20 protein-coding genes are annotated in these 26,590 nt (G+C 60.0%); 12 read left to right on the forward strand and 8 right to left on the reverse strand.

Annotation, left to right across the window (positions count from 1 at the left end):
* The 3 genes from HUV26_RS09855 to HUV26_RS09865 are packed head-to-tail and all read right to left on the reverse strand — an operon-like array spanning position 1 to position 2,932.
* A complete protein-coding gene (locus tag HUV26_RS09855; protein ID WP_174409931.1) occupies positions 1-1,116 on the reverse strand; it encodes an HlyD family secretion protein in 1,116 nt (371 codons plus the stop codon).
* Positions 1,113-1,802, reverse strand: coding sequence for an ABC transporter ATP-binding protein (locus HUV26_RS09860; protein ID WP_174409932.1), 690 nt, complete (start codon positions 1,800-1,802; stop codon positions 1,113-1,115). Before HUV26_RS09860 ends, HUV26_RS09855 begins: the two co-directional genes overlap by 4 nt.
* The gene (locus HUV26_RS09865) at positions 1,802-2,932 is read right to left on the reverse strand and encodes an ABC transporter permease (RefSeq protein WP_174409933.1); all 1,131 of its coding nucleotides are present in this window, start codon (positions 2,930-2,932) and stop codon (positions 1,802-1,804) included. Before HUV26_RS09865 ends, HUV26_RS09860 begins: the two co-directional genes overlap by 1 nt.
* Before the next feature lie 539 nt (positions 2,933-3,471).
* Here HUV26_RS09865 and prsT point away from each other — a divergent pair.
* The 12 genes from prsT to prsR all read left to right on the forward strand — a co-directional run bounded on the left by prsT (position 3,472) and on the right by prsR (position 19,574).
* Positions 3,472-6,132 (forward strand): XrtA/PEP-CTERM system TPR-repeat protein PrsT, encoded by a 2,661-nt coding sequence (gene prsT / locus HUV26_RS09870; protein WP_174409934.1) that lies wholly within the window; start codon positions 3,472-3,474, stop codon positions 6,130-6,132.
* A gap of 21 nt (positions 6,133-6,153) precedes the next feature.
* A complete protein-coding gene (locus tag HUV26_RS09875; RefSeq protein WP_274602457.1) occupies positions 6,154-7,509 on the forward strand; it encodes a TIGR03013 family XrtA/PEP-CTERM system glycosyltransferase in 1,356 nt (451 codons plus the stop codon).
* 107 nt (positions 7,510-7,616) lie between these two features.
* A complete protein-coding gene (locus HUV26_RS09880) occupies positions 7,617-8,417 on the forward strand; it encodes a polysaccharide biosynthesis/export family protein (protein WP_205245135.1) in 801 nt (266 codons plus the stop codon).
* Between the two features lies 1 nt (position 8,418).
* Positions 8,419-9,930 (forward strand): XrtA system polysaccharide chain length determinant, encoded by a 1,512-nt coding sequence (locus HUV26_RS09885; protein ID WP_174409935.1) that lies wholly within the window; start codon positions 8,419-8,421, stop codon positions 9,928-9,930.
* A 17-nt stretch (positions 9,931-9,947) separates the two neighbouring features.
* The gene (locus HUV26_RS09890) at positions 9,948-10,814 is read left to right on the forward strand and encodes an XrtA-associated tyrosine autokinase (protein WP_174409936.1); all 867 of its coding nucleotides are present in this window, start codon (positions 9,948-9,950) and stop codon (positions 10,812-10,814) included.
* Between the two features lie 14 nt (positions 10,815-10,828).
* Positions 10,829-12,007 carry an XrtA/PEP-CTERM system-associated ATPase gene (locus tag HUV26_RS09895; RefSeq protein WP_174409937.1) on the forward strand — a complete coding sequence of 393 codons (1,179 nt, stop codon included), beginning with the start codon at positions 10,829-10,831 and terminating at the stop codon, positions 12,005-12,007.
* Positions 12,008-12,117: 110 nt separating this feature from the next.
* Positions 12,118-13,350 carry a TIGR03016 family PEP-CTERM system-associated outer membrane protein gene (locus HUV26_RS09900; RefSeq protein ID WP_174409938.1) on the forward strand — a complete coding sequence of 411 codons (1,233 nt, stop codon included), beginning with the start codon at positions 12,118-12,120 and terminating at the stop codon, positions 13,348-13,350.
* A gap of 134 nt (positions 13,351-13,484) precedes the next feature.
* On the forward strand, positions 13,485-14,408 hold the full coding sequence (locus HUV26_RS09905; RefSeq protein WP_174409939.1) for an XrtA system polysaccharide deacetylase: 924 nt from the start codon (positions 13,485-13,487) through the stop codon (positions 14,406-14,408).
* Positions 14,409-14,670: 262 nt separating this feature from the next.
* The gene (locus HUV26_RS09910; protein ID WP_174409940.1) at positions 14,671-15,519 is read left to right on the forward strand and encodes an exosortase/archaeosortase family protein; all 849 of its coding nucleotides are present in this window, start codon (positions 14,671-14,673) and stop codon (positions 15,517-15,519) included.
* Positions 15,509-16,135 carry an exosortase C-terminal domain/associated protein EpsI gene (locus HUV26_RS09915; protein WP_174409941.1) on the forward strand — a complete coding sequence of 209 codons (627 nt, stop codon included), beginning with the start codon at positions 15,509-15,511 and terminating at the stop codon, positions 16,133-16,135. The genes HUV26_RS09910 and HUV26_RS09915 overlap by 11 nt, the downstream gene beginning before the upstream one ends.
* A gap of 15 nt (positions 16,136-16,150) precedes the next feature.
* Positions 16,151-18,184, forward strand: coding sequence for an XrtA/PEP-CTERM system histidine kinase PrsK (gene prsK / locus HUV26_RS09920; RefSeq protein ID WP_174409942.1), 2,034 nt, complete (start codon positions 16,151-16,153; stop codon positions 18,182-18,184).
* 34 nt (positions 18,185-18,218) lie between these two features.
* Positions 18,219-19,574, forward strand: coding sequence for a PEP-CTERM-box response regulator transcription factor (prsR, locus tag HUV26_RS09925; RefSeq protein WP_174409943.1), 1,356 nt, complete (start codon positions 18,219-18,221; stop codon positions 19,572-19,574).
* 203 nt (positions 19,575-19,777) lie between these two features.
* Here the strand turns inward: prsR and HUV26_RS09930 are convergent, their stop codons facing one another.
* The 5 genes from HUV26_RS09930 to HUV26_RS09950 all read right to left on the reverse strand — a co-directional run bounded on the left by HUV26_RS09930 (position 19,778) and on the right by HUV26_RS09950 (position 26,421).
* Positions 19,778-20,173 (reverse strand): DUF2784 domain-containing protein, encoded by a 396-nt coding sequence (locus tag HUV26_RS09930; protein WP_174409944.1) that lies wholly within the window; start codon positions 20,171-20,173, stop codon positions 19,778-19,780.
* Between the two features lie 487 nt (positions 20,174-20,660).
* A complete protein-coding gene (locus HUV26_RS09935; RefSeq protein WP_174409945.1) occupies positions 20,661-21,554 on the reverse strand; it encodes a flagellin N-terminal helical domain-containing protein in 894 nt (297 codons plus the stop codon).
* A 357-nt stretch (positions 21,555-21,911) separates the two neighbouring features.
* On the reverse strand, positions 21,912-23,423 hold the full coding sequence (gene glpK, locus HUV26_RS09940; protein WP_174409946.1) for a glycerol kinase GlpK: 1,512 nt from the start codon (positions 23,421-23,423) through the stop codon (positions 21,912-21,914).
* Between the two features lie 206 nt (positions 23,424-23,629).
* Positions 23,630-24,445 carry a CoB--CoM heterodisulfide reductase iron-sulfur subunit B family protein gene (locus tag HUV26_RS09945; protein WP_174409947.1) on the reverse strand — a complete coding sequence of 272 codons (816 nt, stop codon included), beginning with the start codon at positions 24,443-24,445 and terminating at the stop codon, positions 23,630-23,632.
* Entirely contained in the window at positions 24,442-26,421 is a 1,980-nt protein-coding gene (locus tag HUV26_RS09950; RefSeq protein ID WP_174409948.1) for a 4Fe-4S dicluster domain-containing protein, read from the reverse strand. Before HUV26_RS09950 ends, HUV26_RS09945 begins: the two co-directional genes overlap by 4 nt.
* Between the last annotated feature and the right edge of the window lie 169 nt (positions 26,422-26,590).

The raw sequence follows: 26,590 nt of genomic DNA on the forward strand, positions 1-26,590 counted from the left end.
CTATTCCTGCGGGGCTGAGGTTACTGAGACTTTGGACTTGAAGACGCCGGAGGAGGGCTGCGGGGAGGTGTCTATGAAGACATCCACGATGAGGCCCGTGACCAGCCCGGCGGGGGTGTCTGCGGCAATGAGCACCTCTATGACCTTGGCATCCACGCGCTCTGTGGGGGATTCTGTGAGCAGCCCCTTGGTGCCCATCATGGGCGTGACGCGCAGCACGGTGCCGGTGAATTTTTTGTCACCGAAGGCGTCGCAGGTGAAATAGGCCTGCTGGCCGGGAAGGACGGTGTTGAAATCGGCTTCGTCCACCTCTGCACGGATGTTCAGGGTGGAGATGTCGCCCACGCGCAGGACGGGGCTGGGGAAGAAGATGGAGACGTTCTCGCCGGGGTGGCGGTAACGGCGCAGCACTGTGCCGTCCAGCGGGGAGCGCAGTTGCGTGGACAGCAGGGCGGCCTGCGCTTCTGCGACCTTGCTGCGGGAAGCCTGCAGGCGCGCGTGGGCCATGAGGATGTCTTCCCTGCGCGAGAGGTTGAGGGTGACAAGGTGGCGCTGCATTGCCTCTTCATGCTCACGCTGGGCGACCTTGTATTCCGTGACGGCGCGGTCCAGTTCTTCCGGTGCGATGATCTGCTGGTGCAGCAGGGTTTGCCTGCGCATCATTTCGGTGCGGGCGTTGTCCATGAGGGTGCGCATGCGCTGGACGACAATCCATGATGCTGACTTTTCCTCCTGCCGGGCTCCGGAAACGACCTTATCATACTCTGCCTGCATGGCCTCCTGCTCGGCAAGGGCCGTATCCAGCCGCGCCTTGTGCTCGTCGGACTTGAGCTGGGCCACCACCTGACCGCGGCGCACCGGATCTGCCTCATGCACGAGAACATCGGCCACGATGCCGCTGTATTCGAAGGCCAGATCGATTTCTTCTGACGCGGGTTCCACCCTGCCGACACCGCAGACCCACGGAGAGGGAGGCGCGAGCGGCGGGGCGGCCTGCATGGCGGGCGTGGCATTGTGCACTGAGGGCAGGTAGCGGGAAAGCATGTCCGGGGCAGCCATGTGGATGCCCGCTGCGGCCAGTGCCAGCAGGATGAGGAGGAGCAATGCGGTTCTCATGGTGCGTTGTCCTTTATCTGTCCGTCTTCTATCAGGGCCACGCGGGTGGCGAATGTGCGGATGCGCTGGTCGTGGGTGACGATGACCACGGCCTTGCGGTGCTCGCGGCAGAGGGTGCGCATGAGTTCCATGACACGCTGACCGTTTTCCGAGTCCAGTGCGGCGGTGGGTTCGTCCGCGAGGATGATGTTCGGCTCGCCCACCAGTGCGCGGGCAATGGCGAGCCGCTGCTTCTGCCCGCCGCTCAGGGTGTCCGGGTAGAGTCCGGTTTTTCCGGATAGCCCCACGGAGTCGAGGCAGGCCAAGGCAGCCGCCTTTGCCTTGCCGCCCGTGATGTTGCGCAGGCGCAGGGTGACGAGCAGGTTGTCCAGCACGGTCAGCGCGGGAAAGAGGTTATATTCCTGAAAGATGAAGCCGATGTGGCGCAGCCGTACGCGGGCCATCTGGTGCCTGTTCATGGTGGTGACCTCTTCGCCCGCGATCATGACCGAGCCGGAGGTGGGAGCCAGAATGCAGCCCATGATGGAGAGCAGGGTGGTCTTGCCGCTGCCGGACGGCCCCATGAGCAGGAGGATTTCGCCCGCCGAGGCGTGCACCGAAACGTTGCGCAGGGCGTGGAATTCCGACGGCGGCGCACCGAAGGTTTTGTGTATGCCGTGCAGGCGTATGAGCGGGGGGTGGTTCATCAGCGGCCCCTGAACACGATGGCGGGGTCTATGTGCAGCACCTTATTGATGGAGACGCAGGCGGAGGTGACGCACATGACGACGGTGAGAAGGAACATGCCGGTGGCCAGTTCGGCCGGAATGAGAATGGGCATGGCCGTGTAGCCGCTTATGGCCGCCAGTATGACCGATATGCCCATGCCGAAGCCGTAGCCGAAGAAGGCGCTTATGAGTGCCTGAGCCAGAATGATGCGGTAGATGAAACTGTCCGGGGCCCCCATGGCCTTGATGGTGGCAAATTCACTCAGGTGGTCCATGGTGGTGGCGTAGAGGGTCTGGGCGACCACCACCGTACCCACCACCAGCCCCAGAAAGGCGGCAATGAGCATGCCCGTGCCTGCGCCGGTGTTGAACATCCAGTACAACTGCGTTTTCTTGCGGAATTCCGGCGTGGTGTAGACATCATGCTGGGGGAAAAGGGTTGCCACCTGCTGCCTGACGGCATCGGCAGGCACTTCCGGGCTGAGGCGGAGCAGGATGTAGGTCATTTCATCCGGTTCCATGCGGGAGATGGTCCGGGCGTTTTCAAAGGTGGTGAACACGTACGGGGACGTGGTGAAAGAGCGTATGCCGCGTGTGAAGCCCACCACCCTGGCTTTGCGGTTGTTAATCTCCACATACTGGCCCAGTTGTGAGATGCCGAGCTGACGCATGTAGAGCTGGTCCATGATGATGCCCCCCTCCAGCGAGAGCGATTCTGCGCCGCCCTGCACCAGCCCCCATGGACCGCCGAGGCCTTTGGCGGTTTCGTACCCGATGATCTGTATGGATTCCTGCCCGCCGTCCGGCTTTTTCCAGTCCGCAAAGCGGATGAGAAAGCGGGCGGTTTCCTCCACCTGCGGCAGCGCGCGTGCCCTGTACAGGAGCCGTTCCTTGAGCGGCTGGGCGATATCGAAATTTTTCACGCCCCGCGAGGCAATCCACATGTCGGCCCCTGAATGATCGATGACGGCGGAGATGGTGGTTGTGAAGCCTATGAACAGCCCGATCTGAACGGTGACAAGCAGCACGGCAAAGGCGACCCCGGTGAGCGTGACGCCGAGCCGGAGTTTGTCGTGGAAGAGGTTCTGCCGGGCGATGGTCAGTATCATGCGGCGGGAACCGTCCGGGCGTGGGATGGGCGGCCTGTCCGCAGGAGGTAGACAGGAGCCGTGCGGCATGGCCCGGCAACGGGTGCGCAACGGGCAGGCTGTGCGGAGGGCTGCCGCAGAGGGGGGCCGGTGTGGGCGTGGCAGGTGCGCATGATGGACTCCTTGGAGATGCGTGTTGCCAGCGGCATGCAAAAATCGTGTGCTTTTGCCCAGTTATTATAGTGTCTGATATTATTGTGAAATTATTAGACATTTTTGGTGTCCGGTGCAGCCGGATAGGGCTGGATGAGGCGGGGTCTGATCTGGCCGGACACGGGAAACGGCTGTTCTCGGAAAAGTGTCCGGAAAATCCGGACCATGCTGGGAGGCACCGGGTCGTGCCGGGAGTATAGACTTTCTTTAACACGCCCTAATTGCCGTAGAAGTACTCCGTTCCGGGCCTTGGCACGCTTCTGGCTATTCTGGCGAAGCGAATGGGGGAGTGAATTATATCCGCTGCAGTCCGGCAGTTCTTCACCGTGTAATGGAGGAACCGTATCGTGCCAGAAAAGTTGATGAAAGTATTGCCGCTGGTGGCCTGCTTCATATTTGTGGTCATGCTGTCTGCGTGTAACGGGGGGGATTTGGAGGCCATGGTAGCCGAGGGCGACCGGTATATGGCTGAGCAGAACTATCAGGGGGCCATTGTCATATACAAGACCGTGCTCGAGAAGGACCCCGGGCGCATGGCTGCCCGGCTGGGGCTGGGCAGGGCGTATCTGATGTCCGGAAAAATCGAACTGGCCGAGACGAACCTTGAAAAGTACCGCAAGCAGAATCCTTACGACAAGTCCGTGCTCATAGACATGGCGCGGCTGCATGCCTCCATGGGCCGGAATCTTTCCGCGCAGGAGAGTCTGAAGGAGTATCTTGAGGCATTTCCTGATTCTGCGGAAGGGCATGAAGCCAAGGGCATTCTGGACATGAACGACAAGGATCCCGTTTCTGCCGAAGCGGAGTTGCAGCGGGCGCTGCAGATTGAGCCTGGTCGGGTGAGTGCCTCCGTTGCGCTTGCCAAGCTCTATGCCGAGCAGAAGCGGTTTGACGAAGCTACGCCCATTGTGCGCTTGGTGCTGGAAAAAGACCCGGTGAACAAGGGTGCCCTGTATCTGGACGCGAGCATAGGGGCCGCTACGGGAAATGAAGACCGCATGATGAAGGCGTATTCCACGCTGGCGGAAAACTATCCCAACGAGGCGGTTGCCGAATATATGGTGGCCAAGGGTATGCTTTCCCGCAAGGAGTATGAAAGTGCCGACACCCTTGGGCAGACCATGATCGGCAAATACCCCGCCGAACCCTACGGGCTGAAAATCCGGGGGCTGGTCTCCTTCTTCCGGGGGGAATACGCCTCTGCCATTACCTACTTTGGCAGCGCACTGAACAAGCGCCGCGATGTGGAAAGCTTTTTTTATCTGGGCCTGAGCCACTATGGTTCGGGCAACCTTGAATCGGCTCTGACGGAATTGCGCATGGCGGCTGACGGTGCCCCCGGGGACACGCGGTCGCTGGAGATGATCAGCCTTATCTATCTGCAGCAGGGCCGTATTGCGGAGAGCATTGCCGAAGCGGAAAAGGTTATTGAGCTTAACCCGGATAACGCCGTGGCGCGTACCATACTCAGCGATGCACTGATCGCTTCCGGCAACAGTGAAAAGGCGTTGCAGGAACTGGAGCGCGTGACGGAACTGAAGCCGGAGGATTATAGCGCATCCATCAAGAAGGGGCTGCTGCACATGTCCATGGGCGATATGGACGGAACGGAAGATGCCCTGCAGGCTGCCCTGAACAGCGCGCCGGACAACACCCGGCCCCGTCTGGTGCTTGCCTCCTTTTACCTGCGCTCGGGGAACCGGGCCAAAGCCATGCAGACCCTTGAACAGGGGCTGGACGGTTCGCCGGATGATGCCTCGCTGTATATTCCCATGGCCCGTATGCTGCTTCTTGAAAACAAGCGGCAGGAGGCGGTTGGGCTGCTGGCCAAGGCCAAGGCGGCCGACCCTGCGGACCCGGCTGCCTATGCCACTATGGCGACCATACGCCTTGCGGAAAATGACGCGACGGGAGCCATAGCCGAGTACGACACGCTGCTGGCCAACAGGCCGGAGTATGCCGATGCGCTGCTGCAGAAGGCCGCCATTCTGGAGGCCATGAGCAGGCAGAAGGATGCCGATGCCTCTTACGCAGCCGCCCTGCCCAGAGGCGGAGTGAAGGCGCATTTCGGCTATGCCGCCAGCCTGGCCAGACGGGGCGATGCCGAGGGGGCGCTGGAGATTGTGGAGCGTGGGCTTGCGCAGGTTCCGCTGGAATCGCGGCTGGTGGGCCTGAAAGCCGACCTGCTGCTGCGGCTGAAACGATTTGATGATGTGCTGGCCCTGTGCCGGGATATGGAGATGCGCCAGAGCGGTTCTTCCGTGGGGCTGGAAATCCGCACCCGGCTCATGATGGGCGACGCCAAGGGTGCCCAGCGTGTGGCGCGCCAGCTTTGCGAGTTCTCACCCCGCAACCCGGAAGGGTATCAGGCCCTTGCCAATGTGTATCTTGCCTCCGGTCAGTTTAACGACGCCGTTGCCGCGCTTGAGGAAGGTGTGGATAAGGCGGGGCCGGAACCGGGACTCTTTCTTGCCCTTGGCAAACTGCACGCAGGCAAGGGCGACATGGATAAGTCCATTGCCTATCTGGACGCAGCCCTTAAGCGCGACCCCAAGTTTGTGGTGGGGCATACCGCCAAGGGAGATGTGCTGATGGCGCAGGGCAAGCGCGACAAAGCCATAGAGAGCTACACCAAGGCTCTTGAGATTGCGGATGCCTTTGTCCCCGCACTGAACAACCTGGCCATGGTGTACGCGGATATGCCCGGTAAGGCCGCAGAGTCGCTGCGGCTTGCCTACACGGCCTATTCCCGCGCGCCATGGGACCCTTCTGTGCTGGATACCTTTGGCTATTCATTCATCCGCAACGGCAAACACGAGGAGGCGGTGAAGGTACTTGAAAAGGCCGTGGAGCTTGCCTCCAATAATCCCACGGTGCTCTATCATCTCGGACTTGCATACAGCGAGGCCGGCAACGCGGGGCGTGCGCGCGAAGTGTTGCAGGAGTGCCTTAAGCATGCAGGTCCCAAAGAGGCAGAGGCCGCCAACGCCCTGCTCAAATCTCTGTAGGAACGAAACCGGGAGGCGGTTATGACGACATTTGCGGCCATGGCATTTCTCAGGGACAGCGTCATATACATTGCTGCGCTGCTGCTGTGTATTCTGCTGGCAATGCCCGATTCGCGGTTTCCCCATATGCTCATGGAGGCCAACGGCCAGCAACTGCTGATGCTCGGTGCGATCATTCTGGTCACCTCCTGCGCCGTGCAGGTGATGCAGCGTGTGGCCGGAGAGTTCATTTCCTCCCGCATTGTCGGCACGGGACTGAGTGTCATCATTGCCATAAACCTGCTGCTGGTTCTGCACTCCACGACCGGCATGTTTGAGGGGCTTGAAAAGGCGGCGGTCATACTCGTGTGCCTGTTTGCCGTGTTCAAGCTGCTGTGGCAGCTGGCCGGACAGTACTGGCGGCTTATTCCGGGACTGGTGAGCCGCGTGGTGCTGGTGGGCAACGGCGAACTCTTTAACGAAATGCGCACGCTCATCGCCAACTCCAACGGGCGTTTTGTCCTGCGGGACGTGATTGAATGCCAGCCGCTGCTGGACGCATGCGGGCGTTCGCTGCGGGTGGGGTCGCGGGATATCCTGCACAAGGCGCGGGAGGTGAAGGCGGATACGGTGGTGGTTTCTCTTGCCGAGCGGCGCGGGGCCTTTCCCCTGCAGGACATGCTGGACTGCAAGCTGAGCGGTATGGCTGTGCTGGATGCCCAGCAGTTTTATGAACTGGTCAACCGCAAGCTGATGCTGGAGAAGATAACGCCCAGCTGGTTCATCTTTGCCAGCGGGTTCCGGATAAACGGGTTCCGGCGTGGCGTGAAGCGGGGACTGGATATTGTTATGGCGCTTACAGGGCTGATTATCACAGCACCCTTCCTGCCGTTCATCGCGCTGGCCATTAAACTGGAATCGCCGGGTGACGTGCTGTTCCGGCAGATACGTACGGGATATGCGGACCGGGAGTTTGTGATCTTTAAGTTCCGCACCATGCGGCATGACGCGGAAAAGCATTCCGGCGCGGTCTGGGCCAAGGAAAATGACCCGCGCATAACCCGCCTGGGCCGTTTTTTGCGCAAGACCCGGATTGACGAGATTCCCCAGCTTATCAACGTGCTTACAGGCGATATGAGCATTGTGGGGCCGCGCCCGGAGCGCCCGGAATTTATCCGCACGCTGCGGGAGAAGGTGCCCTACTATTCGGAGCGGCATTTTGTGAAGCCGGGCATAACGGGCTGGGCGCAGGTGTGCTACCCCTACGGGTCTTCCGTGGAGGATGCGCTGGAGAAGCTGCGCTACGACCTCTACTACATTAAGAATTATTCGCTGGCGTTCGATTTTCTGATCATTTTCAAGACGGTGGGCGTGGTCATAAACAAGATGGGGCGGTGACGGGTGCGCTGCCGTGCGGCGCGGAAATGACCAGCCCCGCATGTTGCCTGATCAGCCTGAGAAGATGGATTTTTTAACAGTACGTTGGTTCGCAAGGAGGGTTTGCCGTGAAGAATGTGCTACTGGCGCTGATGTGCCTGCTGATGCTGCCCGTGAGCGCTCTGGCCGCCGACTACGTGATTGGCGAGGGCGATGTGGTGGGGGTGAGCGTGTGGGGAGAGCAGGACCTGACCACGCATGTGAAGGTGCGGCCCGACGGCAAGATTTCGCTGCCCGGTATTAACGATGTGCAGGCGGCGGGGCTTACGCCGGAACAGTTGCGGGAGTTGCTGACCGGGGGACTGACCACCCTGCTTAAGGACCCCATTGTGAGCGTGAGCCTTATCGACAGCCGCAACAGCAACGTGTTTGTGGTAGGCGGGGGAGTGGAATCGCGCGTTTTTCATATGGAAAGCCGCACCACGCTGCTGCAACTGCTTGCATCGCTCGGCTCGCTGCAAGCTGCCGACCTGCACGCCTCCTATGTCTATCGCGATGGCAAGAAGGTTATGACCGGATTCCATGAGCTGTTCAGCAAGGGACAGTTTGAGCAGGACATACAGCTTGAGGCGGGCGATACCGTGTATCTTCCCCTGAAGACAGAGGTGAACGTGTTTGTGGTGGGTGCTGTGAACAACCCCAAGGCCATATTTTGCCGCGAAGGACTGACCCTGCTGGATGCCATACTCGAAGCGGGGAGTTTTTCCAAGTATGCGGATGAAAACAAGACGGTTGTTGTGCGCAAGGAAGGCGATGAGAAGCGCTTTATTGACGTTAAGGCCAAGGACCTGGTCAACAAGGGTGATCTTGCCCAGAACCTGCCGCTTCAGGCCGGTGACTACATTATCGTGAAAGAGAGCTACTTCTAGCATGAACGCCCATCACGCTGCCGATGCAGGCTACGAAGAGGGACGGCAGACGCTGGATGTGGCGCGCTATGTCTCGCTTGTGTTTGAGCGCAAGGGGCTGTTCGCCATCATTGCCCTGACCGTGATGACGCTGGGTGTCATTGCCAGCTACGTGCTGCCCAAGCGGTACGAGGCCAAGAGCACCGTGTTTATTGAACAGAACGTGGTGAATGATCTTGTAAAGGGCATAGCTGTTACCCCCTCCATGGACAACAAGGTCAAGGCGATCAAGATAACCATGCTCAGCCGGACCATGCTGCTTAAGGTCGTCAACGAACTGGATCTGGATGCCGGCATTATGGACAACAAGGGGCTGGAAGCCCTTGTGGCGGGATTGCAGAAGACCATTGATGTGCGCATGGACGAGGGCAAGGGCGTGTTTGTGATCTCCTTCCGCAACGAGGATTCGAGACGGGCGGCGGATGTGGTGAACACGCTCACGCGGCTGTATATTGAGGACAATACCTCTTCCAAGCGGCAGGAATCGTACGAGGCGACAAAGTTTCTTGCCGACCAGATTGAGGTATTCAAGAGACGTATCGACGACGCGGAAGCCGCCATTGACAAGTACAAGACCGAGTTCGGGAAGTATCTTTCCAAGGACGAGGTGACGCTGCGTAACGAGATTGCGCAGATGGAGGAGCGGCTGAGCCTGATGCAGTCGCAGATAAACGGGTTGCAGGCCAGCCGCAGGGTTCTGGCGGGCAATACGCCGCTTCGGAGGCAATTGCTGGCGCAGGAGGAGCTGCTGAACGCGCAGATGGCCCGGTATACCGAGAATCATCCCGAGGTGCTGCGGGCAAAGGGGCTTATTGAAGCCACCCGGCGGCAGCTTGCCTCGGAAGGAGAGGCGGACCGCAGGGCGGTGTATGTGACCCCGGAATACCAGCAGGTGAAGGTGGAGCTGGAGGCACTGGAGATGGCCCGCAAGAACCTTGAGGCAAGCCTTGCCGACAACAGGGAAGTGCTGCTCATGATTCCCGCCAAGCGGACGGAACTGGCGGAACTGGGGCGCAAGCGGGACAACGAGGTGCTGATATACGAAAAGCTGGTGGCCCGCTACGGACAGTCTGAAGTTTCCAAGGAAATGGAGCTGCAGAACAAGTCGGTGAACTTTCGGGTGCTTGATCCGGCTGTTCCGGCATCGCAGCATGTGAGCCCCAACAGGCCGCTTATCATACTGGCGGGCATTGTGCTGGGAATAGGCCTTGGGGCCGGACTTATTCTGCTGAAGGATTTTCTCAATCCGTCCATCAAGTCGCCGGAGAGCATCAAGCAGATGGGCATTCCTGTCTTTGCGGTGGTCCCCGTTATCGGGAACGTGGCGGAGGAACTGGGCAGAAGGCGCAGGGATGTTACTATCTGCCTTGTTTCCGGTGTCTATTTTTTGATGATTGTTACCGTGCTCGGGCTGGAAGTGCTGCATGTGAATGTTATTGACGCTGCCATCAGTTCCATTCGCAAACTCGTCTGACCCCAAGGGGATTATCTATGAGCAGAATTGAGGAAGCCTTAAGCAGGGCTGCCGAACGCAGGCTGGAGATGGCCGGGGCGGCTTCCGGAATAGAGGCCGGTGCGGTGCCGGTGATGGCACAGGTGCCGCGTGTTTCTTCCTTTGCCAAAACCTTTACGCATTTTGAGGAAGAGGTGCCGGAACGCCTGAAGCACCAGCACATGCTGGTAACGCTGAACGACCCTGCCGGACATGCTGCGGAAGAGTATCGCAAGCTCAAGGAAAGCATTGTCAACATAAGCAAGAAGAAGGGGTTCCGGAATACGCTCATGATTACCAGTTCTTCCGTGGGCGAGGGCAAGAGCGTGACCTCCGTCAATCTGGCCATAAGCCTTGCGCAGGAGATGGATTTTACCGTGCTGTTGATTGACGCGGATTTGCGCAGGCCCACCTGCCATACCCTGCTGAACCTGGATAACGAGAAAGGGCTTTCTGATTTTCTGCTGGGGGCGACGGACGTTTCTTCGTTGATCTGCAAGACCGGCGTGGGCAAGCTCAGCTTTATGCCTGCGGGCAAGGCCACGCCTAATCCCGGGGAGCTTCTGGCCTCTAACCGCATGGTGAGCCTGCTGGAAGAGGTGAAGCACCGTTACCCCGACCGGTTTGTGCTCATAGACACGCCGCCCGCGCTTCCCTTTGCCGAAACCCGTTCCCTGAGCCGTATGGTGGACGGCGCGGTGCTGGTTATCCGCGAGGGGGCCTCTTCGCAGAAGGATATTGCCGAAACCGTTGAGGCACTGCGCGAGACGTCTATTTACGGCACGGTGCTGAATCAGGCTTCTAATCGCAACTGGATGAAAAAACACGGGTATTACTACGACCGGTATTACTCCGCAGCGCGGTAGGGCGAGGGGTGAACGTGTATCTCGATCATTTCGGTTTTACGACCAAGCCCTTTGAACTGCTGCCCAACCCGGCGTTTCTGTATATGAGCCGGACGCATACCAAGGCGCTGACCTATCTGCGCTACGGCATATCGGAGCGCAGCGGATTCATTCTGCTGACCGGCGAGGTGGGGTCCGGCAAGACGACGCTGATAAGGGAGCTGATAGGGAGTCATCTGAAGGGACTGAGGCTTGCCAAGGTTTTTAATACCCGGGTGGATTCCACGCAGCTTCTGGGCATGATTGTGGAGGATTTTGGGCTGAACGCGGAGGGAAGGGACAAGACAGCCCTTATCCGCATGCTGAACGATTTTCTTATAGAGCAGTATGCGCAGGGCAACCGCTGCGTGCTCATCATCGACGAGGCGCAGAACCTGAGTGTGGAGCTACTGGAAGAGGTGCGGCTGCTCTCCAATCTGGAAACGGAGCAGGGGAAGCTGTTGCAGATTGTGCTTGTGGGGCAGCCCGAGCTGAAGGAGACCCTTAAGAGCCTGGAACTGCTGCAACTGCGCCAGAGGATACAGGTTTTTTGTCATCTGGGAACCATATCGGCCGAGGAGATACGCGAATACATTCTGTGCAGGCTGGAGCGCGCCGGAAACCGCACCGCCGTGGTTCTTTCTGACGAGGTGCTGGAGATTATTCACCGCGTTACGCGCGGAACGCCGAGGCTGGTGAACATTCTCATGGAGTATATCCTGCTGGATGCCTTTGGCAACGGAACGGCCGAGGTGAGCGTGGCGGCTGTTCAGGAGATTGTGGATGATCTGGATTTTGAGCGGCAGTTCTGGGGCGGGGAAGACGTACAGGGCGCGGCCGGCAGGAAAGAGGCGGTGCCCGTGGCGGACGGGGGTAAGGGCAGGCCTGCGGGAGCCAATGCGCTGACGAGCCTTTTCCGGCGCATGGAGGCGCGGGTGAAGGGGCTGGAGACGCAGATATTGAAGATGGACCCGGCAGCCGTGCAGACGCTGGCAGAGCGCATTACAGCGCTTGAGGCGCAACTGGCAAAGCAGCGCGACATGAGCGAATCTGCACTGGAAGTGGCCCGGGCCGCTCTTGCGCGGGAAGTCCAGCCCAGAAGGGAACCGGAGGCGAAACCCGTTCCGCACCGGCGGCGCAACTGGGCCGTGCGTCTGCTGCTGGGAGAGGAGTAGGAGGCACGGGACAGAATTGGTGGTTGCGGAAATTCTGGAGAGCGGATACCCATGAATGTATTTATGCGGAATGAAATATTCATAACACTCCAGAAAGAAAGCGACCGGATATGAGCCGATTACATCTATCAGTGCTTGTGTTTCTCTGCCTTGCGGTGACGGGCCGGTATGCCTTTGCGGGCGAATTGCGGATTACGCCGAAAATGAGTGCCGGAACCGAATACTCGGACAACGTGGAGGAGAGGCGGAACGGGAAGGGGGATTTCATTCTCTCGGCCACGCCGGGAGCCGAGGTGACGTATGACTCCTCGCGTCTGGAGTTTTCTGCCAAGGGATCCATGGAGTTCCGCGAGTACGCCAAGGGCGTGAAGGACAGTGAGACGCTGGGGCAGCTTGATGCCCGCATGAAACTGGAAGCACTGAAAAATTTCATGTTCTTTGAAGTGAGCGACTCCTACGCGCAGGTGTATTCGGATGCCGCCCGAGGTGAGGTGCAGGAGGGGGACAACAGTTCGGGGGATGTGACGGACCGGAACCGGTTTACCTTCTCCCCCTACGTGGAAACGGACCTGCTCAAGCGGACGCGCCTGAAATCGGGGTATCAGTACGACAGGTACGACTACTCTGCGGATGCAAGCACGGGCAAGGCGATTCACATGCTGTTCGGCAACGTGGAGCATGAACTGACCGACCGCTGGAATGCGGAAACCCGGCTGAGCTACGCGCACCACAACCCGGACAAGGGCGACCCGTGGCTGGATGTGTATAAGCTGCTGCTCGGCACCAGCTATGAATATGCGGAAGATTCCAAGGTGTTTTTGCTGGCGGGACCTTCTCACATGATACGCGAGGGAGGCGGCAGCTCAAGCGACCCTTCATGGGAAGCAGGCGTGAAGCACGCGCTGGAAAAGGGGATGGCGCTTTCGCTGACAACCAGCCGGGATCTTGAGGAGGATGCGGAGTCCAGCACGCCCCGAGACCGCATACGCCACACGGTGCGTTTTGACCACGAACTCAAGCGCGCCACATGGTACGCACAGGTGAGCTACGGCGATTACGAGAACGGCAACAGCGCCGCGCGGACCGCGGTGTGGTCGCCGGGGGTTGGAACCACCTACCAGCTGACAGAACGATTGATGCTTTCCGGGGGGCTTTCCTCAACCATGGAGGATGCACCCGGTGACAATACAACGCGGTTTTACGGCAATGCCGGTCTCCGCTACCAGCTTTCGGAAACCTTCGCCGGGCGTTTGATGTACCGGTATAAACTGGTCGATACAGGCGGCAGCAGCGATGACTATCAGGTCAATCGGCTCGGACTGTATCTGGACGCCAGCTTCTGAGGTGAAGGGGATGCGGATGAAAGCGGAACAAGCGCGGGATGACGCCATGAGGCGTGAAAAGGTGCCGTAACAGGGGCAGCGACCGGCATCGCTGTCCATAGCACGGGCGCGCAATGCGCCTGCGGATGGCAGTGATGATCAATGCCCTTACCATTGACGTGGAAGACTACTTTCAGGTCAACGCGTTTGAGCCTGTGGTTTCCCGGAGCAACTGGGACGCCTATCCCCTGCGGGTGGTGGATAACACCACGCGCGTTCTGGATATTCTTGACGAAACCGGCGTGAAGGGCACTTTTTTTGTGCTGGGCTGGGTGGCGGAACGCACCCCGGAATTGGTGCGCGCCATTGCGGACAGGGGGCATGAGGTTGCCTGCCACGGCTACGGGCACGAGCTGGTGTTCCGCATCGGCCCTGATCGGTTCCGGCGGGATATACGCATCTCGAAAGCCTTGCTGGAAGACGCCTGCGGCAAGCCCGTGCGGGGCTACAGGGCACCCAGCTATTCCATTACGGCCCAGTCTCTCTGGGCGTTTGAAATTCTTGCCGAAACCGGCTTTTCCTACGATTCCAGCATTTTTCCCATACACCACGACGTGTACGGCATTCCCGGCGCGCGGCGCTGCCCGCACCGCATAGAGACTGCCGCAGGAAGCATTCTCGAATTTCCCCTTACCACCGTGCCGTTCTCTGTGGCGGGCAGGCAGTTCAATGTGCCTGTCGCCGGAGGGGGCTATTTCCGTCTGCTGCCGGTATCGCTGGTCTGCGCCGGACTGCGGGCGGTGAACGGAAGGGAGGGGATGCCTGCCGTGTTTTATCTGCATCCGTGGGAGTTTGACCCGGAACAGCCGCGTATTCCGGGGGCGGGGCTTAAATCCCGGTTCCGGCATTACGTGAACCTGAGCCGGACAGCGGACAAATTCCGCAAGCTGCTTTCCCGGTTTTCGTTCGCGCCCATGGGTGAGGTTTTGGATGGGCTGCCGGGGCTTGATGCGGAGGTGGCCGCGCCATTTGGAGTGTCCGGGCCGGAAAAGCTGACGCCGACAGGGCAGGAAGTATGATCGGGCCTGCAGGGCTGGAAAATATGGTCAGGCCCGCAGGGCTGGAAAATATGGTCAGACCCGCAGGGCCGGAGAATGTGGTCAGACCCGCAGGGCTGGATAATATGGTCAGACCGGCCGGAACGGAAGGGGGGGGCCGGAGCAGGCAGGCGTGCAATCTGAGCGGCTGCAGGCCGCAGTGAGGCAAAGGCGGAGGAGGGGGACGGCATGGGCCGGGGCTGTGCAAGCAGCCGTAGAACATGAACGCCGGATCGGTAATACAATGCTGTTGGAAGAATCGTTGCGCAAGTACAGAATGGGCATGGCCCTGCTTGCGATATGTGTGGGGGCTGCCTACTGGCCCGTGGGAGAGAGGCTGGTGACTCAATGGTACATTGATCCCAATTATTCCCATGGATTTTTTGTTCCGCTCATCGCCTGCTGGTTTCTGTACCGGGACTGGGAAGGCGTGAAAGCCTGCCCGGTGGAACCTTCGCTGAGCGGCCTTGCGGTGATGCTGGCTGCAACGGTGATGCTGGTGATGGGGTTTCTTTCCACAGAATACTTCACCATGCGTTTTTCCTTTGTGGTGATGCTGGCGGGGGTGGTGCTGTATCTGTTCGGCCGCAACGTGTTCGGCAGGATGCGTATGCCCATTCTGTATCTGCTCCTTATGATTCCCATACCCTACATTGTGTATGACGCGGCGGCATTTCCGCTGAAGCTGCTGGTGGCCAATGCCTCTGTCTCTGCGCTCAAGCTGGTGGGCATGACCGTGGTGCGGGAGGGGAACATCATCATGTTTCCCAACCTGGTGCTGGAGGTGGCGGACGCGTGCAGCGGGCTGCGCTCGCTGATGACCCTTGTCACCCTTTCGGTAACGGGCGCGTTTCTGGTGCTGCGCAGGCCCCTCATGCGCATAGTGCTTGTGGCGGCGGCTGTTCCCTTTGCCGTGATTACCAACATGGCACGGGTGATTGTGACCGGCATTCTGGCGGAGAAGGTAAGCCCGGAGCTTGCCGAGGGCGTGTTTCATGAAATGGCCGGGCTTGGCGTGTTCATTATGGCGCTGGTGCTGACGGGAATGCTGGCCTTTATCCTGCGGCGGCTGGAGGTGCGTGATGCAGCGTAGACTGTTGATTGCCTGTGCCCTGCTGCTCATGCTCGGCGGGCTGACGAATTTTCATGAAAACCTGAATGTTCCGCTTGCGCGGCCGCTCAAGGAGTTTCCGCAGCAGGTGAACGGCTGGCGGCAGGTGCAGGATGTGACCTTCAGCGAGGGGATTCTGGGCGTGCTGCGGGCCACGGACTATCTTTTCCGGGACTATGTGGACGCGGGGGGGCGCAGGATGAACCTGTATATCGGGTTTCATGACGGCGGGCCCAAGTCCGGTCCCATCCATTCTCCGCGCAACTGCCTGCCGGGGTCCGGCTGGCAGCTTGAGTCGCAGCGTCCCGTGACCGTAAGCGGGCCGGACGGCGAGGTGGAAGTGGTGCGGGCGGAGTACAGCAAGGACGGGGAGACAACGGTGTTCTACTACTGGTTCAGCGTGCGGGACCGCGTGGTGACGGACGAGTATTCCCTGAAGCTCATGGAGTTGTTCAGTTCCCTGACCATGCGGCGCAAGGATTCATCCTTCATACGTGTTGCCATGGACCAGAGCGTGGAGATGGACGGGGACGGGGCAGCATTCAAACTGTTTTTCCGGGAGTTTTATCCGTTGATACGGGAATTTCTGCCTTCGTAGGGCATGGGAGGGAGTATGGCAGATATTTTTCATATCACAGTGCTGGTATTGCTGACAGTCTACCCCGCGTACCGGCTGTTCAGGAACCGAAGTGTCTCTTCAGCGGCCATGCTGGTTGCCTTCTGGTGTTCCGCCCTTGTGCTGGGGCTGGACGGACAGGCCGTTCGCAGTCCTGAAGCGTTCTTGCTCTGGAAGGGGGCGGGGCTGTACGCGGAAGCACTGCTCTGCCCGGTCTGGATAGCCTTCAGCCTGTGCTACGCGCGGCGGTTTTCCCTGCGGGAGATTTCCATAACCCAGCGGGCGGCGTTTGTGCTTTCGTTCATTCCTGCGGCCATTGTGGCCGTGTATCCTGTGCGTGCCTTTCTCTTTGCGCCGGATTTTGCCTATGAGAAAGTGCTGTTTCTTGAGCCGCTGGCCTTCTTCTTTTACCTGCAGATTATGTTGTTTCTGGCCATAGCCCTGTTCAATCTGGAAGCCACCATAGCCAATGCCTCGCACGGCGTGCGCTGGAAGGTGAAATTTGCCGTGGTGGGCGCGGGTGCAATGGCCATGAGTTTTATCCTGTACTTCAGCCAGAGCCTGTTGTTCCGCAGTCTGGATATGGGGTTCATGACGGTGCGGCTCGGCGCGCTGGCTTTTGGGGCGTTGCTTGTGGCCTATTCCGAGGTGGAGCGCGGGGCTGAGGAGCGCATTGTCATTTCCCGGTCGCTTACCTACCGTTCGTTTGTGCTGCTGCTTGCCGCCCTGTTCCTTGTGGGGGTGGGCATCATGGGCGAGGGGATGAAGCTGTTCGGCAAGAGTTTTAACCAGTACATGCTCACGGGGATGGGGTTTGCCGCCTGCGTGGCGCTGGTGCTGCTGGTGCTTTCCGAAGGGTTGCGGCGCAAGCTGCGGGTGCTGGTGCAACGGAATTTTTACGGCGAGAAATACGACTACCGGGTGGAGTGGGATGCCTTTACAGAGCGGATAAGTTCCGCCCGGTCGCGGGACGAACTGTTCAAGAACATTCTCATCGCCTTTTGCGAGACGTTTGGCGTGGTGGGCGGGGCCGTTTTCATGCGTGGCCGCCACAGCAGGAACTTTCTGCCCGTCTGTTTTCATGAAATGGACTCTGCGGAAACGCTTTTTTGCAGCGACGGCAAGCTGGCTGTGCGCATGGCGCAGGAGCGGGCAGTGCTGGACCTGCGCCGTGAGGGTACGGATTTTGACGCAGGCGAAGCCCGTTTTCTGAAAGATGTTGAGGCGCGGTTCATCATTCCCGCGTGCGCGGGCGACCAGATGCTGGCGCTTATTGTTCTGGGGCGGCCCATCAATATGGCCGAGCAGTACGATGAGGAAGACATGGCGCTGATGGGCGCGCTGTCCAGACAGGTGGCTGTGGTGTTCAAGAATCTGCGGCTGGGTGATGAGCTGGCGGAAGCCCGCGACATGGAAGCCTTTGGCAAGGTGGCGGCCTTTCTGCTCCACGACCTGAAGAATCAGGTCTATCCGCTGGGGCTGCTCACGGAGAACGCGCGGGAATACATTAACGAGCCGGAGTTCCAGAAAGACATGCTTGATTCGCTGGAGGGAGTGGTTGCGCGGATGAAGGCGCTCATTCGCCAGTTGACGCATATTCCCGCCAACCCTGCACTGGACATGCGCCCCGTGGACCTGATGGAACTGGCGCGGGACACCGCTGAAAGCATGCCGGAGAATACGGTGCGCTTTTTTGGTGAGCCGGTTATTGTGCAGGCGGATGCGGAAGAGATGCGCAAGGTGCTGCTGAACCTTTACCTGAACGCATTTGAGGCGGGAACGGGCGCGCCGTTTGATGTACATGTGGGATGCGAGACGCAGCCGTATGTGAAGGTGGTGGATTACGGCAGGGGTATTGATGAATCTGTGCTGCGCGACGGGCTGTTTGTGCCCTTCCGGACGACCAAGGAGAAGGGGCTGGGGATAGGGCTGTATCAGAGCAAGCAGATTGTGGAGGCGCACGGCGGAACGCTGAATGTGACCAATGTTGCCGGCAAGGGCGCGACGTTTTGGGTTAATTTGCCCCGCTGAACGGGGGTTGCGAAGGTGAACGGGGTTGTTCCTGATGAACAAACTGCTGATTGTGGATGACAACGAGGAAGTGCGGCGGCAGCTCAAGTGGGGGCTTTCCCGGGGCAATTATGAACTGTTGCTCGCCCGTAACGGCGAGGAAGCGCTGAAGATGTTTAAGAAGTCATCGCCGCGCGTGGTGACGCTGGACCTTGGACTGCCGCCCGATGAGAACGGCGTGTCCGAGGGATTGCGCTGCCTGAGCGAGATGCTGCGTTATAACCCGCTGGCCAAGGTTATTGTCATTACGGGCAACGAGGAGCATGGGGCGGCACTGGAAGCCGTGACCTACGGCGCGTATGACTATTACAAGAAGCCCATTGATCTTTCAGAGCTTAAGGTCATTGTGGAACGGGCTTTTCATCTGCAGCGGCTTGAGGAGGAAAACCGTTCCCTGCGGGGAAGTTCCGGCAACGGCATAGTGGGCGACTGCCAGTCCATGCAGATGGTGTTTGAGCAGATTCGCAAGGTGGCAAATTCTGATGTGCCGGTGCTGATAACCGGAGAATCCGGCACGGGCAAGGAACTGGTGGCAAAGGCCATTCATCACCGGAGTGCCCGCGCGCGCCACGAGATGGTGAGCATAAACTGCGGGGCCATACCGGAAAATCTGCTTGAGTCTGAACTCTTCGGCTATGAAAAGGGGGCATATACCGGCGCGGTGAAAACCACCAAGGGCAAGGTGGAGTTTGCCGACAAGGGAACGCTGTTCTTAGATGAAATAGGGGAGATGCCGCTTTCGCTTCAGGTAAAGCTGCTGCGCTTTTTGCAGGAAATGGTCATAACGCGGGTGGGCGGGCGTGAAGACATAAAGGTGGATACCCGCATCATTGCCGCCACCAACATAAACATAGAATCGGCCATGGCGGATAACCGCTTCCGGGAAGACCTCTACTACCGCATAGGGGTGGTGAACATTGTTCTGCCGCCGCTGCGGGACAGGGGAAGCGACCTGATGCTGCTGGCGAATTATTTTCTCAAATCCGTAAGCGGCGGTTCGGGTGCCCGTCGGTTTGGTGAAGAGGCCGTGATGAGCATTCTGAATCACGACTGGCCGGGCAATATCCGGGAGCTGGAAAACCGGGTGAAGCGGGCGGTGATTATGGCCTCCGGCGCGGAGATTCTGCCTGAAGACCTTGGCCTGAAGGTGGGCGGCAACTACCGGCGCAGACTGGCTGAGGAGGATGTGACGCTCAAGGAGGCGCGCAATATGCTGGAGCGCGACATTGTGGAGCAGGCGCTTGAGCGGTATAGCGGCAACATAGTCAAGGCCGCGCAGGCCATTGGCGTGAGCCGTCCCACCTTTTACGACCTTATGAACAAGCATAACCTGAAGTCTGAGGGGCGGTAGTCGTATTCAGCCGGGTATCGGGGAAAGGCGGTCCGTATCGCGTTTTTTTGGGGCATCCGTAAAGGATGCCCTTTTTTATTAAAGGATTTTTGGGGGGTTAGAGATCGGGTAAGCCGGGTGAACCGGGTGAACCGGGTGAGCTGGGCGAACCGGGCAAATCGGGCGAACCGGGCGAATCGGGCAAATCGGGTGAGTCGGTTGAATCATGGGGTCGGGCGGCGCGGGTGCTGCGGATGCCGCGGGTGCCGCAGTCTGCGCCACAGGGTGATGTAGACGGCGGCGTTTATCACGACCACCAGCGCGGCAAGGACATACTGGATTTCGCGGGTGAGTCCTTCCGGATAGATGACGGCCAGAAGATATTGCTCCAGAAAGCCCGTTGTGTAGCCGGCTTCTCCCGCGCGGCGCAGCAGAGTGTTTTCCAGATCGGTCAGGGGGCAGTACCAGCCCATGGCTTCGACCAGAAATCCCCACACTGCGGCGGGAATGTGGAGCAGGGCGAGGCGCGGGCGGCGCAGGACCGCAAGGCCGCCGAGCACGACCACCCCTATGAAAAGAAGGTGCACCAGAAGCACGAGGTTGGCGGCAAGGAGATACATGGTCTTTTTTCTGCCATGCGGTGCGGGGAGTTGCAACCGTGGCCGATTACGTTAGGTTATGGCCCGTTACGGTTGGTGCGGGCCTGCCATGGTCTGCCATGGTTCGATATGCTCTGCCATGCTCTGTCATGCTCTGCTATATCACCGGGGATTTCTTGCCGGTATGACCGTCCGGCGTGCGCGGCAGGAGGACGTGTTCTGCCTCGTCCGGCTCTATGCGTGCATGGGCGTTTGTCCTCGATCTGCCTGTGTTGGCGGCAAGTTATCGGAAGCCGCCCGGAGTATCAGGCTGTCCGGAACATGGGGCCGCCGTGTGTGCCGGATGAAAAAAGGCACCCCCTTGCGGAGGTGCCTCTGGCGCAGAAAATTGAGTGAGGAGGATATGGCCGTTCCATGAATTCGGTCTGTCGCTCCATATTCCCCAGGCAGTTGGAGGAAGCCTTGGGTATGGATGTTCCGTTCTACAAAGCCTTGCAGTGTCCTGCCGTTAGCCGCCGAGCAGATTCAGGGCGAGCCGGGGCAGGGTGTTTGCCTGCGAAAGCATGGCTATTGCGGACTGAGCGAGAATTTGCTGGCGCACAAATTCGGTCATTTCAGTCGATACGTCCACGTCGGAGATCCGGGATTCGGCAGCCTGCAGGTTTTCGGCCTGTATCTGCAGGTTGGAGATGGTGTTCTCCAGCCGGTTTTGTATGGCGCCGAGAGCGGCCCGGATCTTGTCCTTGGAGATGATGGCGTTTTCCAATCCTTCCAACGCTGCCTGCGCGGCAGACTGCGTGGAAATGGTGTAGCCCTTGTTTGTGGCAGTGGCCTGAGAGCCTATGCCCAGTGCGGAGGCGGTGGCAGTGCCGATCTTGATGTAGTAGTAGTCTTCCGCACTGTCGTTCTTGGTACCGAAGTGGATCTTCATCTTGCCGGTAGCCTGAAGGGCGCTGCCGGAGTGCGTGTCGCTGGACAGGTGACCGTTCAGCAGGTGTACGCCGTTGAAGTCCGTGGAGTTGGCGATTCGGGTGATTTCCGATGCCATGGCCTGATATTCGGAGTCGATGATCAGACGCTGGTCGGAAGTGTAGGTACCCGTTGCCGCCTGTTCTGCAAGCTCCTTCATGCGGATGAGTTTTTCGTCGATAACCCCGAGCGCGCCGTCGGCGGTCTGGATCAGCGAGATGGCATCGTTTGCATTGCGCACGCCCTGATTGAGCGAGGCAATGTCCGCACGCATGAGTTCGCGGATGGCGAGGCCCGCCGCATCGTCCGCCGCATTGCCGACACGCAGGCCGGAAGAGAGGCGACGGATGGACGTGGAAAGACCGCTGTATGACGAGCCCAGGTTACGGGCTGCGTTCATGGCCATCATATTGTGGTTGATGATAAGACTCATGACCATTCCTCCTTGAATAGGTCACGACTTCCTTGCCGTTACGGGGGATACGGTCAGTTGCGAAAGCCTCCTTCTGACCACAGATTCTCCCCTCCCCACTCGCATGCCCTATCGGCGCAGTATGCAGAGAGCTTTAGGGTGCGCGGCATGTTTTTTGGGTTCCTTATGGTTTGTTTACATAACATGCCGTTATTATTTCTTAAAAAATAATAACATGGTGCGATTTTGCGCATGATAATAAAAGCCCCCGCCGGGGCCTTGTGCCTGTCTGCGCGACAGGGACAGGCCGGGGTGGCGGGGGCGATGCGATTGAAACGGACTTGCGAGGTTCCGTCCGCAAGCGGGAGGGGTGGGGAGTTATTCCTCCCAATTAAGGGTTCGTTCCACGGCCTTTTTCCATCCGGTATACATGGTGCGGCGTTTTGCATCCGCCATGTTCGGCGTCCACGCCTTGTCCTGTTCCCAGTTGTTGTACAGCTCTTCGCGCCCGGACCAGAAACCGCAGGCGATGCCTGCCGCGTAGGCTGCGCCGAGGCAGGTGGTTTCTGCCACCTTGGGCCGCACCACGGGCACGTCCAGAATGTCTGACTGGAACTGCATGAGCAGTTCGTTGACAACCATGCCGCCGTCTACCTTGAGGGTTTTTAAGGGGACACCGGAGTCTTTGTTCATGGCTTCCACGATGTCTTTGGTCTGGTAGGCGGTGGCTTCCAGCACGGCGCGGGCGATATGGTTGCGGTTTATGTAGCGGGTGAGGCCCACCATGACGCCGCGCGCATCCGGCCGCCAGTAGGGGGCGAACAGACCGGAGAACGCCGGCACGATGTACATGCCGCCGGTGTCTTCCACCTCGCGGGCGAGCTTTTCCACCTGCGGGGCGGAATCGAACATGCGCAGGTTGTCGCGCAGCCATTGTACCAGCGCGCCCGCAATGGCGATGGAGCCTTCCAGGCAGTAGGAGGGCTTTCTGCCGCTGAACTGGTAGGCGAGGGTGGTGATGAGCCCGTGCCGGGACTGGATGGGTTCGTGCCCGGTGTGCATGAGCAGGAAGCACCCTGTGCCGTAAGTGTTTTTTGCCTCGCCGGGGGCGAAGCAGGTTTGGCCCACCAACGCTGCCTGCTGGTCGCCCACGGCACCGCAGACAGGGATGCGCGCGCCCAGCGGGCCGTTTTCTGACGTGGGGCCCCATGTCTGGGCATCGGAGGAGGGCACGATACGCGGCAGCCCGTGGCGCGGGATGCCCATGATGCCGAGGATTTCGTCATCCCATTGCAGGCTTTTCAGGTCCATGAGCATGGTCCGGCTGGCATTGGTGACATCGGTAACGTGCGCGCCGCCCTTGGGACCGCCCGTGAGCCACCAGATGAGCCATGTCTCTATGGTGCCGAACAGGATGTCTCCCTTTTCCGCCGCCGAGCGGGCTTTCGGTTCGTTATCCAGAATCCAGCGGATTTTGGGGCCGGAAAAATAGGTGGCGATGGGCAGGCCCGTGCGTGCCCGGAAGCGGTCCTGTCCGCCTTCTGCAGCCAGTTGCTTGCACAGTTCGTGGGTACGGGTGCACTGCCAGACAATGGCGTTGTGGAAGGGCTTGCCGGTGGTTTTGTCCCACACCACGGTGGTTTCGCGCTGGTTGGTGATGCCTATGGCGGCCAGTTCCGAGCCTTGTATGCCGGACTTGGCCAGCGCGCCCCGGATGACTTCCTGCGTGTTGGCCCAGATTTCCATGGGGTCATGTTCCACCCAGCCCGGTTTGGGGTATATCTGGCGGTGTTCCTTCTGGTCCATGCCCACGATTCTGCCGTGCTGGTCGAAAATGATGAACCTGCTGCTTGTGGTGCCGGAATCCACCGCTCCGATGTATTGTGCCATGCCTTCCTCCTTGCGTGCGTTGCCCTTTGCCGGACGGTGCGGCCGCAGCCGCGATGTGCGACTATCCCAAATATTGTATCCAGATATTGTGCCCGGTTACTCTGCCCGGAACCGTGAACGATGACAATATGCGCGTGCCGCAGCGCATGTTCGTGCGGCCTGGTGGTCCAAGGTCGCGCCGGTGTGCCTGAGTGAGCCTTGGTTCATCATAGTGCCCATGAGTCAGGCAGGGGCGCAAGGCCCAGTGCCGCTTCCAGCAGCCGGGTGAACAGGACGGCCTGCGGCAGGGCAGGTTGTGACAGCCTGCTCCGCTCCTGCCCGAACTGCATCTGGCAATAGGTGCAGGCGGTTGCCACCACATCTGCCCCGGCATCGCGGGCATTTTCCAGCTTTTTGCGCATGAGGGCATCGGAAATGGCGTCATCGCGTCCGCGCAGGGGATGCCCGCAGCACTCCACCCGTAAATCCCAGTCCAAGGTCTGCGCACCCGTGGCAGAGAGCACCCGTTCGAACACGGAAGGGGCCAGCGGGTCGTCAAATTCCGTGACGTTGCCGGGGCGCAGGGCGTGGCAGCCGTAATGGCAGGCCACGCGCAGCCCGCTGAGGGGGGTGCGGGTCATTTCCCGCAGGCGGGATGCGCCCACGTCTTTATCCAGCACGGTGAGCAGGTGGTGCACCTCTGTGTGCGCGGGCACGGCAAGGCCTTCCCGGCCCAGCAGGTTGCCCACGGCGGCAGCAAGGCGGGCATCTGAGGCCATGCGCGACTGCGCGTATCTGAGGTTGCCGAAGCAGCATTTGCACGGGGTGACGATGGGCAGGCCCGCTTTGGCCGCAACGGCGAAGTTGCGCACGGCGGAATAGATGGAGGCCATGGGGTTTTCGTGGCGGATGGGCCAGCCGCAGCAGGCGAATTCTACCGGGACCAGCTCTATGCCCAGCGCGGTGCATACGGTGTGGACCGATGCGCCGTATTCCGGCAGGTGGTGAGGGATTTTGCATCCCGGAAAATAGGCGTACCTCATGCGGGGGTTCCTGTGCTGGGGTCTGAGGTTCCTGTATGCGCCGCAGGTGCCGTATTCGGCTCAAGGGCGGTGCCCGGATTTGTCACGGTAGCTGCGGTTGCCACTGTAGCTGCGGTTGAAGTGGTTGCCATGGTCGGCCCGGTCGGCCCGGTCCCGCCGTCAACAGGCGGTATGCGCACCGGGGAGACGGCGGGCAGCGGGCAGGAGGTGAGGCGGCGTTCCTTGAACCGTTCCGTGGCGATCTGCCGCAGCTCGAAAAGGATGTCGGCCACGGGGACATCCTGCGGGCAGTGTTCCTGACATTTGTAGCAGGTGGTGCAGCTCCAGACCATGCGCACGCCCAGCGCCTCGTCCTTGAGGCCCATGCGCAGCAGGTTCATGATCTGCTGGGGCATGAGGTCCAGATCTTTGGCCGGGGCTTCGCACACCGCCACCACGGGGCAGACGCTGGTGCAGGTGGTGCACTGCACGCAGCCCCAGAAGGATTCTGCGCGGTCTGCCAGACCGTCGCCCTTTTCCTGCTCGAAGCGCGATTTGCCCTGTGCGCCGAGCACGTTGGCCCATTGCGCTGCTGAACATTGGCGTATGGTGGTGTTCGGGCCGTCCAGTTCCTCCTTTTTGAGCGAGGACTTGGAGGCGAGCCACAGATCCTGAAGATTGATGCCGGAAGGGCAGATATCTGTGCAGCGCAGGCATTCCGTACAGATGCGGCTGCCCTCTGCAAAGGCGTCTGTGGCGGCGGGAAGGAGTGAGCCTTCCGTATATCTGCGCAGGGAGAGGAGTTTTTCCGAAGGCAGGATGTTGGGGTTGCCCACGACCGTGTAGGCCGGGGCAACGCTGCAATGCAGGCTGCATTCGCCGCAGCGGGTGCAGGCTTCCAGCCCTAGCCTGCGTTGTGCGCCCGAAGGAGAGGGCGGGGAGACAGGGGAGGGCGGGGAAGCTGTGGCAGCAGCCGGGGCTTTGGTCGGGATATCAGGCGGGGTATCAGTCGGGATATCAGCCGGGATATCAGCCGGGCCTGCCGCGTTGCGCGAACCCTGCCGCGCCACAAGATTGAGGGGCGTGGCAATGGGGTGCAGGAATTTGCCGTAGGGCATGCACGCCAGCGCAAGCAGGGCGAGGCCCACATGCAGATACCACAGCAACTGGTCGGCCCGGGCGTTGTTCAGCGGGGCGGCCGCAGGGGAAACGGCGGTGGCGAGGGCGCGGGAGACAAAGGCGGAGGCGGTTTCTGCGTGGCAGTAGACGCAGTTGTTCTCGTTCAGCTGGGCACCCTGTTCCAGCAGGGCGGGGTCTGTGGAGGCGGGAGGTGTGAAGATTACTCCGTTTACGGTGGACCAGTAGGCGCGCAGGGCGGCGAGTTCCGTTTCGTCCTGCGGCAGGAAGTATTCGTCCGTCATGCGGGTGAAGACGTGGGGGGAGATGATTTTGACGGCTTCCAGCGCAAAGCCGGACCCGACGATGCCCGCCACGGCGGCGAGGAGGAGCCAGTCCTGCACGCGGCTGAGGCGGCGCAGGGCGGGAGTGCGCAGCCTGCGCAGCACTGCGAGGCCCGCACCGCACAGGACCATGGCCCCGAAGAGGTTGCGCAGCCACTGCCACGGGTCCAGCGTGGATTCATATCCGGCGATGTAGGGATAGGAGATGATGTCGTCCAGCGCGTGGAATACCAGCAGGCCGGTGAAGCCGGAAAGGATGAGGGTGTGCGCCAGCCAGCGGTAAGGGCTTGTGCGTGCGGTGCGCCACAGGAGCAGTACGTCTGTGACGGCGGCGGCGAGTGAGCGGGCGGCGGAGCGCGCTGCGCGGCCCATGCGCCCCGCAAGACCGGGTGGCGGGTTGTGCGCCGTCTGCGCCGATTCGGCGCGGGTTTTGCCGGGCGGGGCGAAGAGGCGAGCCCGGTGGCGCGCATAGCGGCGAATGAGGCCCGCGATGCATATGGCGCAGACCAGTGCAAGGAGGATGCTGAAGGTGCTCATTCCCGGACCCCCTCTTCAGTTATCGGGCTGCCGCTGGTGCGGCTGTTTTTGGGCCGATTACGGGTTTGTTCTGAATATGGGCCGGAGGTTATTCCGGCTTCGCATATGTTCTTGTGTATGTCCCTGCTCAGATCATGTTCAGATAATGTTCAGGTCATGTTCCGATCAT

Source organism: Desulfovibrio psychrotolerans, assembly GCF_013340305.1.
GTDB classification, from domain to species: Bacteria; Desulfobacterota; Desulfovibrionia; order Desulfovibrionales; family Desulfovibrionaceae; genus Halodesulfovibrio; species Halodesulfovibrio psychrotolerans.

Excerpts from the sequence above, each read along its gene's own strand:
- HUV26_RS09855 (WP_174409931.1), bottom strand. The coding sequence starts at position 1,116 with ATGAGAACCGCATTGCTCCTCCTCATCCTGCTGGCACTGGCCGCAGCG.
- HUV26_RS09860 (WP_174409932.1), bottom strand. The coding sequence starts at position 1,802 with ATGAACCACCCCCCGCTCATACGCCTGCACGGCATACACAAAACCTTC.
- HUV26_RS09865 (WP_174409933.1), bottom strand. The coding sequence starts at position 2,932 with ATGATACTGACCATCGCCCGGCAGAACCTCTTCCACGACAAACTCCGG.
- HUV26_RS09875 (WP_274602457.1), top strand. The coding sequence starts at position 6,154 with ATGACGACATTTGCGGCCATGGCATTTCTCAGGGACAGCGTCATATAC.
- HUV26_RS09885 (WP_174409935.1), top strand. The coding sequence starts at position 8,419 with ATGAACGCCCATCACGCTGCCGATGCAGGCTACGAAGAGGGACGGCAG.
- HUV26_RS09890 (WP_174409936.1), top strand. The coding sequence starts at position 9,948 with ATGAGCAGAATTGAGGAAGCCTTAAGCAGGGCTGCCGAACGCAGGCTG.
- HUV26_RS09900 (WP_174409938.1), top strand. The coding sequence starts at position 12,118 with ATGAGCCGATTACATCTATCAGTGCTTGTGTTTCTCTGCCTTGCGGTG.
- HUV26_RS09905 (WP_174409939.1), top strand. The coding sequence starts at position 13,485 with ATGATCAATGCCCTTACCATTGACGTGGAAGACTACTTTCAGGTCAAC.
- HUV26_RS09910 (WP_174409940.1), top strand. The coding sequence starts at position 14,671 with ATGCTGTTGGAAGAATCGTTGCGCAAGTACAGAATGGGCATGGCCCTG.
- HUV26_RS09915 (WP_174409941.1), top strand. The coding sequence starts at position 15,509 with ATGCAGCGTAGACTGTTGATTGCCTGTGCCCTGCTGCTCATGCTCGGC.
- prsK (WP_174409942.1), top strand. The coding sequence starts at position 16,151 with ATGGCAGATATTTTTCATATCACAGTGCTGGTATTGCTGACAGTCTAC.
- prsR (WP_174409943.1), top strand. The coding sequence starts at position 18,219 with ATGAACAAACTGCTGATTGTGGATGACAACGAGGAAGTGCGGCGGCAG.
- HUV26_RS09930 (WP_174409944.1), bottom strand. The coding sequence starts at position 20,173 with ATGTATCTCCTTGCCGCCAACCTCGTGCTTCTGGTGCACCTTCTTTTC.
- HUV26_RS09935 (WP_174409945.1), bottom strand. The coding sequence starts at position 21,554 with ATGAGTCTTATCATCAACCACAATATGATGGCCATGAACGCAGCCCGT.
- glpK (WP_174409946.1), bottom strand. The coding sequence starts at position 23,423 with ATGGCACAATACATCGGAGCGGTGGATTCCGGCACCACAAGCAGCAGG.
- HUV26_RS09945 (WP_174409947.1), bottom strand. The coding sequence starts at position 24,445 with ATGAGGTACGCCTATTTTCCGGGATGCAAAATCCCTCACCACCTGCCG.
- HUV26_RS09950 (WP_174409948.1), bottom strand. The coding sequence starts at position 26,421 with ATGAGCACCTTCAGCATCCTCCTTGCACTGGTCTGCGCCATATGCATC.